The following is a 14313-nucleotide window of genomic DNA, read 5'->3' on the forward strand; positions in this document are numbered from 1 at the left end:
AGGTGGATACGTTGACATCCACCTGTTTTTTTCATTTATTCGCTATCTGACTGTCCAAGGGTAATATCTAGATTTTTGTTCTTTCCTTCACGAATGACAGTCATTGTGGTTTTATCGCCGACTTTTGTTTCTTTGTAAAGAATTTCTTTCAGCTGAGAGCTGTTCACTACGTCTTTCCCTTTGAACTTGATGATGACATCTCCAGATTTCAAGCCTGCTTTTTGTGCAGGTGAACCTTTTGAAACATCCTTTACATAAATGCCTTTGCCGATTTGTTTATCAAATAAGCCGAGCGTATTTTCCTGATACGTCTCAGGCACTTGCTCAAGATCAATCATTTGAACGCCAAGATATGGACGTTCAACTTTTCCATTTTTCAACAGCTCATCTACAATCGGTTTGACATCGTTACTTGGGATCGCGAATCCAAGTGATTCCACACCGCTTTCGCTGATTTTCAAGCTGTTAATGCCAATGACTTGACCATCTGTATTGATCAGTGGCCCCCCGCTGTTTCCTGGGTTAATCGCTGCATCTGTTTGCAGCACATTCATCTCCACCGTACCAGATGACGTATTTGCTTCTACAGTACGATCAAGACCACTAATGATTCCTTCTGTCACAGTACCTGAGAACTGTGCACCGAGCGGATTCCCAATGGCAATGACTTTATCTCCAGCACGAAGCTTAGAAGAATCACCAAAGCTCGCCACTTTATCAATGCCGTCTGCGTTCATTTCAACAACGGCTAAGTCGGTCATGACATCACTGCCGACAAGCTTTGCGTCTTTTGTTTTTCCATCATAAAGGGTGACCTTGATTTTATTGGCCCCTTCGACAACGTGGTTATTTGTAATAATGTACGCTTTTTTGCCATCTTTTTTGAAGATGACACCAGAGCCTGTTCCAGCTTCAGCTTCTGTTTGATCACCGCTCAAGCCAAACGAATTTTGTGTAGATTGATAGTTTGAGACCCCTACAATAGTGGGCTCTAAATCTTCTACCATATCAGCCACATTTGTGGCATTGGTGATTTGTTTTGTCGAGAAATTATCTGAGGCTGCCGGCTCGCTTGATGCGGTCTGCGTTTGCGTGTTGGCAGCTGTATCCTGTGACTGCGGCAAAAGCGGTGTAATGCCAAGTACAAGACCCCCGCCAATAATCCCTCCAAGAATTGGGCTGAGCCATGCCGCCTTCCGCTTTTTCTCTTTTTTCGACGCACGGTCATCCACCATTTGAGGAGAATGATTTGTCACACTCTCCTGCGAGGCAGATGCTTCATTTTCATGCTGGTGAAAAACAAGTTCCTTCTCTTTTTCTGGTGCGTCTATTTGTTTCTCATTCTCTTGATGGGTATCTTTTTGATGATTCATTTCATTGTCTTGATTTTCTGGATGATTCATCTTATTCTCTTCATCTTCTCTTCGGAAATCCATCGCTTGCACTCCTTTACTTCATGTTTCATTCATATGTCTAGATAGGACTCAGGTCCTCTTAATGGAAAGATCATTGAAAAATACTTTATGGCAATATGTCAAATTATATAATACTTATTCATAGAAAAAAAGCAAGGTGCGCACATTGATGAAAAGCACCTATTCATCCGCCTTTTGTCTATGCCCTTTTTTCCCTTGACCTTATCATAATCAAACATTATGGGATAATGATGAGAAGAATATGTGAAATTGTGAAAAAAGCGTGTGATTGTTGACATGCCGCCTTCGTATCCCGTTATAATGACGTTGAGAGGATGTGGAAGACTTTGTCGTACACCATTTATTTAGTTGAAGATGAACAAAATTTAAATGAACTGTTAACCAAATATTTAGAGAGTGAGGATTGGAATGTCTCCTCTTTTTTAACCGGAGAAGCGGCACGCGAGGCCATAAACAAGCCGCCGCATCTATGGATTTTAGATATCATGCTGCCTGATACAGACGGCTATACCCTCATAAAAGAAATTAAAGCCGCATCGCCTGACGTACCGGTCATTTTCATTTCAGCACGTGATGCAGATATCGACCGTGTCCTCGGTTTAGAGCTGGGAAGCAGTGATTATATTGCGAAGCCGTTTCTTCCTCGTGAGCTGATCATTCGGGTTCAAAAGCTGCTGGAGCTTGTGTATAAAAACAGCGATAGCCCGCAGCAGCAAAGCGTCACTTCAGTTTCTTCTTATGTCATTCATGAGGATGTAAGAGAGGTCTATGAAGAGGGGCAGCTCATTAACTTAACGTCTAAGGAATTTGACTTGCTGCTTTTATTTACACATCACCAGGGACATGCTTTTTCTCGTGAAGATATCCTCGTCAAGATTTGGGGACACGATTACTTCGGGACAGATCGTGTGGTGGATGACCTTGTCAGACGGCTGCGCAAAAAAATGCCCGACTTAAAGGTCGAGACCATCTATGGATTTGGCTATAGGATGCTGAAAGGATGAAGAACAAACCGCTCGCTTTTCAAATTTGGGCTGTGATCTCTGGCATTTTGCTCACCATTTCCATTGTCCTGATTATTCTATTTTCCAATACATTACGTGACTTTTTCACAAATGAAATTTATAAAAATATCGAAAATGAACAGCAAGTGCTGACAGAATATCCATTGAACCGAGACGGCTCGCCAAAATCGACACCGGAAAACCGCTCCGTGCAGCACATTTTGATCCCGTCAGATGAATTAGATCAAATGGCGCAGTTTTTTCCGCATGCTTTTATTGAGAAAATCCAATCGTTTGTGAAAAAACAAAAAAGCGCAACGAAACGGTATTCTGAAGAGGTGAACGGCCAGCATATCTTTTTTGTCATCAAAAAAGTATCATCAGGCAATACACAATATATTCTTCTGTCCTATGCACCAGATTCTTATCGAGATGACCTATCCTTTACGCTGTTTAAACAGCTGATCTTTATTTTAGGCACTGTTATTTTACTAAGCTGGATTCCATCGATTTGGCTTGCCCGCTATCTATCCCGACCAATCGTTGCGTTTGAAAAGCACGTCAAACGGATTGCCCAAGAGGACTGGGACGATCCTGTCATCGTTGACCGGCAAGATGAAATTGGCAAACTTGGTCATACCATTGAAGAAATGAGACAAAAACTCATTCAAAAAGATGAAACAGAACGGACACTTTTGCAGAATATTTCACATGACTTAAAAACACCTGTCATGGTCATCCGCGGCTACACGCAGTCCATTAAAGATGGTATTTTTCCTAAGGGAGATCTTGAACAAACGGTGGAAGTCATTGAAGGTGAAGCGGAAAAGCTTGAGAAGAAAATCAAGGATCTGCTGTATTTAACAAAGCTTGATTATTTATCTAAACAACATCCCGCACATTCTTCCTTCCTACTCAGTAATACGATGCTGGAAGTGGTCGACCGAATACGCTGGTCGAAAAATGAATTGCAGTGGAACGTGGACTTAGATGATGAGGCTGCTCTTGAAGGCGATCCAGAACAATGGAGCAAATTATTTGAGAATGTACTAGAAAATCAACTTCGCTACGCAAAAAGTAAGATTGATATTCAGATGAAACAAGAAGAGGATCAAATCCGCATTGTCATTCGTAATGACGGCCCTCCAATTGAAGAACATATGCTGTCCAACCTATACGAACCTTTTAGTAAGGGAAAAAAGGGCGAATTCGGTATTGGATTAAGCATTGTCAAAAGAATCCTTTCAATGCATCAAGCGTCCATATCTATTGAAAATGATGATCTAGGTGTACGTTATACAATCATGGTTCCAAAGAAGAGACTGTAGGTTTTTGACCGCAGTCTTTTTTAAATGAATGAATACCCATTGAAATCACGGTATGTGGCTTTGATCTTTTTGCCAGCTTGATACATCCATTTCTTTTCAATGGTTGTCTCTTTCGGCATTTTGACTTTTTCTACTTGAATCCCTTTTGTTCGCAAGCGTCTAATCATATCATCGATTTCTCTCATGGAACATCATCCTTTCACATATTTTGACCAGTTGGTCACCTTACTTTATAATATAAAGAATTACACTGTAAAAAACAAGTTACAATCTGATTAATTTTTGAAAACTTTCGTCGTTTATGACCAATAAGTCACATCTCTTTGCGCACGTTTCCTAAGACATTTGTCTCTCGGTAAGAAAGGATGACATTCATATTGAAAAAGAAAGAAAAAATGATCATTGAGGCTGGCATGAAATTATTTGCCAGCAAAGGCTACAACACAACGTCTGTTCAGGAAATTGCGGATGAATGCCACATGTCAAAGGGTGCTTTTTATCTTTATTTTAAATCAAAGGAAGCATTGCTCATTTCGATCCTTCATTACTATTACGATAAGGTATTTACCCGGATTCATGAGGTTCAAACAGAGGGCGGCACACCAAAAGAAGCCTACCGCAAACAGCTCACTGTCTATTACGATAATATTTTGCAGCAAAAGGATTTTATTAAAATGCAGCTGAGCGATCGAGCGCTTCCTATGACTCAAGAAACGCAGCAGCTCGCAAAACAAATTAGGCTTGCGACGATTCAGCTTCATATCGATAATATTAAACAAGTGTATGGAGACGCTGCCATTCCTTATATGGCTGATTTATGTTTGACGATTGAGGGCATGAGCCACGTTTATTTCGAGCTTGCGATTTTATATGATTTTCAGCTGGAAGCAGAAGAGCTTGCCACAACCATGATTCACCGTATCGATGATTTAATGGGCGGTATGATGAAGCGAAATGATCTTCCTCTCATTTCTGTAGATCAAGCGAGCGATTGGTTTGGTCCGATTTATGAACGGTCATTCGATCCTCTCACAGAATCTCTTTTACAGGAATTAAGAGAGATGGCTGAAGCACACTATGAAGTGAAAGACGAGCCTGAATTATTTGAAGCACTTGGCATTCTGGAAAATGAATTAAACAAACAAAAACCAAGACAAGTCATCGTGAAAGGCATGCTGTACCAATTGAAATTATACGCACCGCTTCAAACCAACTCCGAATCTCTTTTGCGCATTTTGAAAGAGGATCATTTGTAAACACATATTTTCAATGAAAAAAACCAGGGGCAGCCGCCCCTGGTTTCTTATTTTGCTTTCGGTGTCACCATTTCCTCTGGTTTCACAAATTGCTCGAACTGCTCTTCTGTTAACAGCTCTAATTGAAGTGCTGCTTCTTTTAGTGTTAATCCTTCTTTGTGCGCAAGCTTCGCAATTTTCGCTGCATTTTCATATCCGATGTGCGGGTTTAGTGCCGTCACAAGCATCAATGAATTGTTCAAGTTTTTCTCAATCGTTTCAAGGTTTGGTTCGATTCCAACTGCACACTTGTCATGGAATGAGTTCATGCCGTCAGCAAGCAGTTCAACTGATTGCAAGAAGTTATAAATGATGACTGGCTTAAATACGTTCAGCTCAAAGTTTCCTTGGCTTGCCGCAAAACCGATTGTGGCATCATTCCCCATGATTTGTGCTGCAATCATGGTTAAAGCTTCACTTTGAGTTGGGTTGACTTTTCCTGGCATAATGGAGCTTCCCGGCTCATTTTCAGGAATGATCAATTCACCAATTCCGCAGCGAGGACCACTTGCAAGCCATCTCACATCATTGGCAATTTTCATTAAATCAGCTGCAAGTGCTTTTAAGGCTCCGTGTGCATACGTAATTTCATCATGGCTTGTCAGCGCATGGAATTTGTTTGGTGAAGAATTGAATGTTTGACCTGTCAGCTGGCTGATTTCCTCAGCAACATATTGACCGAACTCAGGATGTGCGTTAATGCCTGTACCAACAGCCGTTCCACCAATGGCCAATTCTCTCATTTTTTCAGTTGATTCTAGAATCATTTCTTTTGAACGGTCCAGCATGTATACCCAGCCGCTAATCTCTTGACCAACTGTCAGCGGTGTTGCATCCTGCAAGTGCGTACGGCCGATTTTCACAATCTCTTGATACGCTTTTGCTTTCTCATCAAGAGTTGTTCTTAACTGGTCAATTGCAGGCAGCAATTTTTTGTACACAGCTAAAACAGCTGCCACGTGCATAGCCGTTGGGAATGTATCATTTGAGCTTTGGCTGCGGTTAACGTCATCATTCGGATGAATGCTGAACTCGCTATTTTTATCTTTCAAGTAAGCAGTTGCTCTGTTTGCAACGACTTCGTTCATGTTCATGTTACTTTGTGTTCCACTGCCTGTCTGCCAAACAACAAGCGGGAAATGCTCGTCATACTTTCCGCTGATGATGTCATCACATACAGCAGCAATAGCTTCTGCTTTTTCGCTTTCAAGGTTGCCAAGACGTTCGTTCGCAATCGCTGTGCTACGTTTCAAAATTGCAAACGCATTCACAACTTCCTTTGGCATTTTCTCAGAACCGATTTTGAAATTTTCTTTGCTTCGTTGTGTTTGTGCACCCCAGAACTTGTCCTTCGGCACTTTGATTTCGCCCATTGTGTCTTTTTCGATTCTAAATTCCGTCATTATGTATCCCTCCATAGCTTCTCATCACTCAACTCTATTCTATACAAAAAACGAAAATCCTTTAAGCGTTTTCAATTAAAATTTTATCTTTATTTTAATTTTAGTTCAATATAAACGCGAACATCCTTCGAATATTTGTATTTTGGGTTCGTTTTTCCGTAATCCTTTGATGTATATGTCACCTCATAATGCTTGTCAAACGACTGTAGAATACGGTCGATCTCCTCTTTTGTTCCTGCTAAACGAATTTGTGCCATCTTGTTTCCTCCAAAACCCTCATTCTTTCTTTTACCACAAAATAATGTAACACAGAATATTGTTTTTTCAAGCAGGTAATGCTAAGAAAAAGATTTGAGGCGGGTGATCCGAATGAATCAAACTCCATTAAAAGAGCACTTATACGATAATCTCTCCGTCATCCTTCCACAATTAAAGGAAATGGACGATTTGGTCCATGAGAAAAAAACGCTGCCTCACGGACAGGTGGTTTACTATTTATACATAAAAGAAATGAACGAAAAGATGGAGATTCAAACCTTTTTAAAGCTGCTTCTCCAAGATCATACGTCTCTCACAAAAGAGAAGCTGGAATCCAATTTATCGATGATGACCACCCGTTCGGTGAAAACCTCTGAGGAATTGGTCGATGCGATTTTTGATGGGCATTGTGTTGTTCTGATTAACGGATTTCAGCATGCGTATATTTTAGAAACTCATGGAACGAAGAAACGCAGTATAGGGGATGCTACCTCTGAAACAGTTGTGAGAGGACCGAAAATTGGCTTTATTGAAGATTTAGATACGAACTTAGCTCTTGTAAGACAGCGCTTGAAAAACCCCGATCTTAAAACCGTCGACATGAAGATTGGTCAAAAAAAGTACACCAAAGTGACCATCATGTACATTGACGGTATGGCTCAATCATCTGTTTTAAAAGAAGTGAAAAAACGGCTCAAGCAAGTCACTATTGATGATATACAAGATTCCGGTGTTCTTGAGGAACTGATTGAGGACAATGTGTACTCTCCTTTCCCGCAAATACAAAACACAGAACGGCCGGATAAAGTGGCATCTGCTTTAAATAATGGACGTGTCGCCATTTTTGTTGACCATTCACCTTTTGTGTTAATTGTACCTGCTTCTCTCGCGACGATTATGCAATCACCTGATGATTATTATGAAAGGTGGATCGCTGCCTCTCTCATTCGGATGCTGCGGTTTACCTCTATTTTTCTGACATTATTTTTATCAGCCATTTATATTGCGCTTGTGTCCTTCCATCAAGGGCTTTTACCAACAACTCTTGCTATTTCAATCTCAAGCACTAGAGAAAACGTCCCCTTTCCGCCTATTGTGGAGGCACTGATCATGGAGATAACGATTGAACTGCTGCGGGAAGCCGGTTTAAGGCTGCCAAATCCGCTCGGGCAAACGATTGGACTTGTAGGCGGAGTTGTCATCGGGCAGGCGGCCGTTCAGGCTCATATTGTGAGCTCGATCATGGTGATTATCGTCAGTGTGATTGCCCTCGCATCATTCACTGTCCCGCAATATGGGATGGGCATGTCGTTCCGCGTGCTCCGGTTTGTGTCCATGTTTACAGCAGCTACCTTTGGTTTATATGGGATTGTGCTGTTCATGCTCGTTCTCCTTACTCATTTAACACGGCAAAAAAGTTTTGGGACACCTTATTTCTCACCAGATTTTGTGTTCAGCTATAAAAACGAAGACAATTCCATCATTCGATTGCCTTTAAAAAATCAAAAGAAAGGAGAACGATATGGTCAATCATAAAGAGTCGATCACCAGCTATCAGGCAAGTGCCATCATTGCCAATACAACATTAGGTGCAAGTATGATGATTCTGCCAAGAGCAATGGCTCAGGCTGCAGCTACACCTGACGGCTGGATTGCGCTCTTACTCATGAGTGGCATTTACATTGTATTTATTTTTGCGAATGTCCTTATGATGAAAAAAGTCCCCTTCTCCTCTTACTATGATTATACGAACGAGGGGCTTGGCAAGTGGATCGGTGCCCTTGCTAACCTGCTCATTATTATTTATTTTCTCGGCGTTGCCAGCTATGAAGTGCGGGCTATGTCGGAAATGGTGAAGTTCTTTTTGCTTCAAAACACTCCTGTAGCGGTGACAATGATCAGCTTTATTTTGGTCGGTCTTTATCTTGTCGTCGGCGGGATTGGCGATTTTGCCAGACTGTGCCCTTTTTTCCTCATTGTCACCCTGATTATCTTATTTATTGCTTACGGACTCAGTGTTCAAGAGTTTAAGTTAGATAACCTCCGGCCTGTTTTAGGCGAGGGCTTCTCCCCTGTCTTCAAATCCTTTAATGCATCAGCTATTTCGTTTGTCGGCATTGAAATGATGCTGTTTATGCCTGTCTATATGAACACGCAAAAACACACCTTTGCTTATGGCGCAATCGGCTTTTTGATTCCTGCGATCATTTATATATTCACCTATATTCTTGTCGTTGGTGCGTTCACTGTGAAAGAAACTGCGACGTTGACTTGGCCGACAATTGCTTTATTTCAATCGTTCGATATACAGGGGATCTTTATTGAGCGGATTGAATCTTTTTTGCTTATCGTTTGGCTTGTTCAGCTTTATACGAGCTTTGTAGGATATACGTTTTTTGCTGCAATGGGGGTATCCAAACTAACAAAATTACCCAAAAAAGTCGTACTCACGTTGATGGGAATTGTCATCTACTTTGCCGCCGTTTTCCCAAAGGATGTTGATACGGTACGTGATTATTTAACCTATGTGAACAATTTATTTTTCCTTTTATTCGGCATTCTCCCGTTTCTCTTATTTATCATCGTGTTTTTTAAAAGGAGGCGGAAAGCGGCATGAAAAAGAAAGCGGTTTTTGCATTAATGACCCTTTTTCTATTAAGTGGATGCTGGGATAGTACCAATATTGAGGAACTCAACATGGCGATTGGTTATGGCTTAGATAAAGGAGATGACGGTCATAAGCTTAAAATATCAATGCAAGTCCTTGTTCCTCAAAAAATTGAACAAGAATCCAGCGTAAAAGACCCAACAAAGATTATAGAAACTAGTGGTGATTCGGTACATCAAATATTTCGAACAACGACGCTCAAAAGTCACCGCATTTTCGCCCAGCAGCTGAGGGTGTATTTATTTTCTGAGGAACTCATCAATGAGAATAATTTCGACCTCGTCATTAATCAATTCATTCGCGACAATGAAACGAGGAGAGGAAGCCTCGTCTTTATGACCTCAGAAAAGCCTGGGGACTTGCTGAAAATCAATGACGCTGGTCAGCCAGCTTCTTCTACATTATATGACCTTTCTGCGAATACAAAATCGACCATACGTATGTTCAAGCCCGTTTCATTAGGAGATATTTCTTCTGCTATGCAAAACAACGTATCTTTTGCTGTTCCGAAAGTCGGTGTGAATCAAGGGAAATTAATACTCGACGGAGCCTCTATTATTAAGAACAGACGATTTCTCACCAGCATCTCTCCGTTAGCCGTGCAGTCATACAACCTGTTGACTGGGGACGGAAAAGGCGGAGTAATTGAATTTGAATATGATCACAGCATCTATTCGTTTGAGATTTTTAAACTGAAACACAACATTGAAACGAACAAAACAGCGAGCGGAAAATATCAATTTAATGTGTCAGTGGAGCTTGAAGGAAGGTTGTCTGAGGATTGGAATGAGCGGGAAAATGCATTTAATGAAAAGTATCTCCAAGAGATTGAAGGTGTCGTGGAGCGTCGAATAGAGAAAAACGTAAAAGATTTCATTGGGGAATTACAGCATGAGATCAAAGCAGATATTTGCGGGTTTTCTCAAAAAGCGAGTATTGCGTATCCGAAGGACTTTCGAAAAGAAGCGAAGCATTGGGATGAAATTTTTAGTGAATCAGACATTCGTTACAAGGCAAATGTGAAAATCCGTGACTTCGGGACTAAGGGCGCAACACAATCTTTATAGAGTATGTTAAAATGGTAAGAAAAAAAGGGTGTCAATCATGAAACGAGCTTTACTTTCGGCCGGCATTCTATTTTTGATTCTAGGGATACTTATGTTAATCGTTGTATTCACGCAATCAAAAGAAGATTTCTTCATTGAAGCCGACAGCTTTTCAAGCACATTTTTGATCGTGGTTTATTATGGACAAACCCCTGCGCTCCTTCTGTTGGGAGGCGGATTATTCGTCGGACTTTCACAGATCATTGATTTGCAGGAAAAAAAAGCGGCAGCAGCAACGGAGAGCGTAAAGCTTTTATCCGAAATGAAGAAAACCCTGGAAGAAAAATCGGCCAAGGAGCAGGAGGCTTTTCCAGTTCCTGAGCTCCATCAACTATCCGAACGTCCGATCACAGGACAGAAGGACTAATTTTACGCATGTTCTAGCAGCTTTCACCTGAAAGCTGTTTTTTTATTGAATCAGCTTATGACGGTGCGCATACACAGCCGCTTGCGTTCGATCTTCCACATCAAGCTTGGAAAGAATGTTGGTAATATGGGTCTTCACCGTTTTAATTGTAATAAATAATTCCTCGGCAATGACCTTATTCGATTTCCCATCCGCAATCAGCTTCAAGATCTCCATTTCTCTTGCTGTTAATGAATCGTGAAGGATGGACCCATTTGATGAATGACGGAGTTTATTCATGACCTTTCCAGCCACTTTTGATTCAAGTCTTGGTTCGCCGATACTTGCTGATCTGATGGCATCAGCAATTTCTCCTGCCTTGGATGTTTTTAATAAATAGCTTAAAGCACCCGCCTCAATCACTGGATAGACTTTATCATCGTCAATAAAGCTCGTCAGAACGATGATTTTGGCATCTTCAATTTCCTGACAAATTCTTTTCGTTGCTTCGATGCCATCCATCCCTTCCATGACAAGATCCATTAAAATGACATCTGGCCTTAATTCAACGGCTAGCTCTACACCTTTTTGTCCATCTGACGCTTCACCAATGACTTCAATATCAGCCTGCGCCTCTAAAAAGGCCGCAAGACCCATTCTCACCATTTCGTGATCGTCGATTAAAAGCACTCGAATCATCGAACGTTCTCTCCTTTTCCTTCATCAAAAATGGGAACCTTCACATCAATTTGTGTGCCTTTTCCCTCAAATGACATAATCTCTGCGACACCGCCTACTTCACTTGTTCTCTCTCGAATCGATTCAAGTCCGTAGGAGGCTGTCTTCACATGATCTGTTTGAAAGCCGATACCATTATCAATAATCTTTAGCTGCACTTGCCGGTTTCTTATGAGCAGGCGCACAGTTACCTTTGTCGCCTTTGCATGCCTAAATACATTAGACAGGGCTTCTTGCACAATTCGGAAGAGGTGGTCCTCTACTCCTTTAGATAGCGGAACATCATCTTCGATTTCCCAATCAATATCAATCGGCTGCTTTGCTTGGAATTCATTTAGCAGCTCAATTAAGCCTTTTTTCAGGTCTTTTCCTTCTAGCGTGATCGGTCTTAGGTGAAGCAGAAGAGCACGCATCTCATTTTGTGCATCGCCAGCCATTCGTTCGACAAGCTGCATTTGCTTTAATATCTTTTCGTCCTTTTCCTTCATGCCTTCAAGAATAGCTGAAGTCATCATTGAAATTGCAAATAACTGCTGACTGACCGCATCATGGAGCTCTCGTGCAAGCCGCTGCCGCTCTTCTGAGACGACCGATTTCTTCATTTGAACCTGCCATTCAGCCCGTTCATTTGAAAGCTTTTGCAAAGAGGCTACTTGCCCTTCGACCCGCTTCGCCATTTCATTTAATTGATCGGCAGCTAAGCCAATTTCATCGTCGCCAAGAGACGGCAGTCTGTATGCAAAGTTTCCATTTTCAAATTTCAAAATCGACTCAACAAGCTGATCGAGGCGTTTCTTATGCTGATAGCCAAATACACTCCCGGCAGAAATCCCAATCGCAAGACTAACGATGAGTAAAATACAAAAAAACGGTATGCCAAACCAGCGGGTAGAAAGCAGGATCATCGGATCAAGCTGATAATAAAAAAACATCGGCAGTGTCGTCATTGTCACAACACCGAGCGAGATACCGACGCCAAGACGAACAGATTGCCACTGGAGACCTAAATGCAATTTCCTCATAAGTATCTCACATCCACATCTCCGATCAGCAGAGAGATGGAGATTTTCACTTTTCGTTTGCTCTCATCGTAATCGTTGGTCATCACGTACACTTTACTGCCGAACCCGCTTCTTTTTTCATCTATGATTTTCATATCACCAATCGCGGCGGAAGCACTCACACATACTTCAATATCCTGCGGTACATAAATATCCACATCTCCAATCAGCCCGCTAATCACGATCGTACTCTCTTCTTCTGCGATGATCGCCTTTGATAAATCGATTTTAACATCGCCAATAAAACCTGAAATCGTCAAATCACTTAATTGAAACGGCTTTTTCATCAGCCTGACTTCACCAATAAAAAAGTCATGCTCTTTGCGCGGCTTTGTCTGGCTTTTTGTTTTCTTCTGATCGCTCTTTTTTTCAAGATTGACTTTCAGTGAAGGCTTCCCGTCGTCTGATGTTTCCTTTTTATCGACATCAAAAACAGGTTTATTTTTCAATAAGCGGTAGCCGGCATAAATCAAAAAGGCCGCAAATAGGTAACCTGTTAAACTAAATGTAATATTGAGCAGAAATTTTAAGAAGAGAAAGCCGGCAAAAATATAGGAAACTGAACCGAGCCAACGTTTGGATCGTGAGTGCAGCCAATAACCCGCCAGCGCAAAAAACACAGGCCAAAACAAATCTGCTCCGATCCCAATAATTTTGAGAAATAAATTAATACCAAATATCACAACAATGATGCCTAAAATTTGATTCCTTGTAAAACGCAGTTGACTCGCCTCCTTCCTTTCTTTCATTCATTACCGCAGCTTGAGGTTACCACTTGTCATTTCAATATCGACTAAATGTGTCCCTTTTCCCCGCGTACCTGTAAAGCCTCGACCTTCATTATCCACTTGATCAAAGTCATACGAGTGATCAACGCTTCCACTTGTTTTTTTCACCTGAACGTTGAAATCTCCGTCATCTGGCAAATTAAATTTCGCGCTCCCTGATGTCATATGAAAGGAGACAGGTGACTCAATTGTATCAAAACTTGCTGTCAATCGGCCGCTTGTCATGCCCAATTGCAGCTCGCCTTTGACATCATTAATATCAGCTCGCCCTGAAGTTGCTCCAATATCACTATCCTTCGCATCAATGTGCGACACTGCCAGTCTGCCAGAGGTTGCTTTGATTTCTACATTTTTTGCTGAGAAATTCTCAGCTGTGAGGTTTCCGCTCGTTGATTTGAGTATCACATCTTGAAGGGACAGCTTTCCTTCTCCATCAATCTCACTGACGCCGCTTCCACCCGTAATCTTCACATTTTTATGATAATCTGTTGGAATTTTAACTAAAAGCTCTCCTTTTTCAAATTGAGTAAAAAACAAGAAGCTTTTATTTTCAGCACGAATTTTGAACGTACCGCCTGTTTGCTCCGCATACATTTTCCCTTTTCCATTGACAGCAGTCACCGAGATATCGGAACGATTTTCAGGTTTTACCTTCACGCGAAACCCAGAAAGAGAAATATCTAATTGATCAATCTCCTCTTTTTTCGCTGAAGCTGTTGTCACTGGTTTTTCACGGGAAAAACTTAAATGAAAGAGATTTTCATTTTTGAAAAGCATGCCAATCATTAAAAAGATACCTACAAGTATACAAATTAGACCGATTAATCGCTTCATTTATACCATCCCTTTATCTTCTGACCTTTTCATTATAAGGAAAAGCGA

The 14313-nt window shown here is 41.3% G+C and carries 15 protein-coding genes; 7 read left to right on the forward strand and 8 right to left on the reverse strand.

Features of this window, described 5'->3' with window-relative positions:
* Positions 1-35: 35 nt before the first annotated feature.
* The gene (locus NSS76_RS15580; RefSeq protein WP_122632049.1) at positions 36-1436 is read right to left on the reverse strand and encodes a S1C family serine protease; all 1401 of its coding nucleotides are present in this window, start codon (positions 1434-1436) and stop codon (positions 36-38) included.
* A 326-nt stretch (positions 1437-1762) separates the two neighbouring features.
* Between NSS76_RS15580 and NSS76_RS15585 the strand changes: the two genes are divergently transcribed.
* Both NSS76_RS15585 and NSS76_RS15590 read left to right on the forward strand, forming a co-directional pair.
* The gene (locus NSS76_RS15585) at positions 1763-2440 is read left to right on the forward strand and encodes a response regulator transcription factor (RefSeq protein ID WP_122632048.1); all 678 of its coding nucleotides are present in this window, start codon (positions 1763-1765) and stop codon (positions 2438-2440) included.
* The gene (locus tag NSS76_RS15590; RefSeq protein WP_024423416.1) at positions 2437-3768 is read left to right on the forward strand and encodes a HAMP domain-containing sensor histidine kinase; all 1332 of its coding nucleotides are present in this window, start codon (positions 2437-2439) and stop codon (positions 3766-3768) included. The genes NSS76_RS15585 and NSS76_RS15590 overlap by 4 nt, the downstream gene beginning before the upstream one ends.
* Before the next feature lie 20 nt (positions 3769-3788).
* Here the strand turns inward: NSS76_RS15590 and spxO are convergent, their stop codons facing one another.
* Complete coding sequence (spxO, locus tag NSS76_RS15595) at positions 3789-3953, reverse strand: anti-adapter protein SpxO (RefSeq protein WP_003212782.1); 165 nt, start codon at positions 3951-3953, stop codon at positions 3789-3791.
* Positions 3954-4145: 192 nt separating this feature from the next.
* On the opposite strand from spxO, the gene NSS76_RS15600 reads away from it, so the two are divergent.
* A complete protein-coding gene (locus tag NSS76_RS15600) occupies positions 4146-5024 on the forward strand; it encodes a TetR/AcrR family transcriptional regulator (protein ID WP_024423417.1) in 879 nt (292 codons plus the stop codon).
* A 47-nt stretch (positions 5025-5071) separates the two neighbouring features.
* On the opposite strand, the gene fumC is transcribed toward NSS76_RS15600, so the two are convergent.
* Positions 5072-6466, reverse strand: coding sequence for a class II fumarate hydratase (gene fumC, locus NSS76_RS15605; protein WP_024423418.1), 1395 nt, complete (start codon positions 6464-6466; stop codon positions 5072-5074).
* An 89-nt stretch (positions 6467-6555) separates the two neighbouring features.
* Entirely contained in the window at positions 6556-6723 is a 168-nt protein-coding gene (locus NSS76_RS15610; protein ID WP_003213147.1) for a YvzF family protein, read from the reverse strand.
* Positions 6724-6835: 112 nt separating this feature from the next.
* Here NSS76_RS15610 and NSS76_RS15615 point away from each other — a divergent pair, with 112 nt between their 5' ends.
* The 4 genes from NSS76_RS15615 to NSS76_RS15630 are packed head-to-tail and all read left to right on the forward strand — an operon-like array spanning position 6836 to position 10865.
* Positions 6836-8260 carry a spore germination protein gene (locus tag NSS76_RS15615; RefSeq protein WP_025094130.1) on the forward strand — a complete coding sequence of 475 codons (1425 nt, stop codon included), beginning with the start codon at positions 6836-6838 and terminating at the stop codon, positions 8258-8260.
* Complete coding sequence (locus NSS76_RS15620) at positions 8247-9341, forward strand: GerAB/ArcD/ProY family transporter (protein WP_024423420.1); 1095 nt, start codon at positions 8247-8249, stop codon at positions 9339-9341. The genes NSS76_RS15615 and NSS76_RS15620 overlap by 14 nt, the downstream gene beginning before the upstream one ends.
* Positions 9338-10459: a Ger(x)C family spore germination protein gene (locus NSS76_RS15625; protein WP_341082427.1), complete on the forward strand. Its 1122-nt coding sequence runs from the start codon at positions 9338-9340 to the stop codon at positions 10457-10459. Before NSS76_RS15620 ends, NSS76_RS15625 begins: the two co-directional genes overlap by 4 nt.
* Positions 10460-10496: 37 nt before the next feature.
* Positions 10497-10865 (forward strand): hypothetical protein, encoded by a 369-nt coding sequence (locus NSS76_RS15630; RefSeq protein ID WP_341082428.1) that lies wholly within the window; start codon positions 10497-10499, stop codon positions 10863-10865.
* A gap of 42 nt (positions 10866-10907) precedes the next feature.
* Here NSS76_RS15630 and NSS76_RS15635 read toward each other — a convergent pair whose 3' ends face one another.
* From NSS76_RS15635 to liaG, 4 genes are read right to left on the reverse strand one after another with little or no spacing between them, the layout of a single operon-like run.
* Positions 10908-11543, reverse strand: a complete 636-nt coding sequence (locus tag NSS76_RS15635) for a response regulator (RefSeq protein WP_024426015.1) — start codon at positions 11541-11543, stop codon at positions 10908-10910.
* Entirely contained in the window at positions 11540-12604 is a 1065-nt protein-coding gene (gene liaS, locus NSS76_RS15640) for a two-component system sensor histidine kinase LiaS (protein WP_024426016.1), read from the reverse strand. The genes NSS76_RS15635 and liaS overlap by 4 nt, the downstream gene beginning before the upstream one ends.
* The gene (gene liaF, locus NSS76_RS15645; protein ID WP_185853824.1) at positions 12601-13392 is read right to left on the reverse strand and encodes a cell wall-active antibiotics response protein LiaF; all 792 of its coding nucleotides are present in this window, start codon (positions 13390-13392) and stop codon (positions 12601-12603) included. Before liaF ends, liaS begins: the two co-directional genes overlap by 4 nt.
* A 3-nt stretch (positions 13393-13395) precedes the next feature.
* Positions 13396-14265, reverse strand: coding sequence for a LiaG family protein (gene liaG / locus NSS76_RS15650; RefSeq protein ID WP_024426018.1), 870 nt, complete (start codon positions 14263-14265; stop codon positions 13396-13398).
* Positions 14266-14313 lie beyond the last annotated feature (48 nt).

The sequence above is a fragment of the Bacillus sp. FSL R5-0654 genome, from assembly GCF_038008745.1.
GTDB classification, from domain to species: Bacteria; Bacillota; Bacilli; order Bacillales; family Bacillaceae; genus Bacillus; species Bacillus safensis.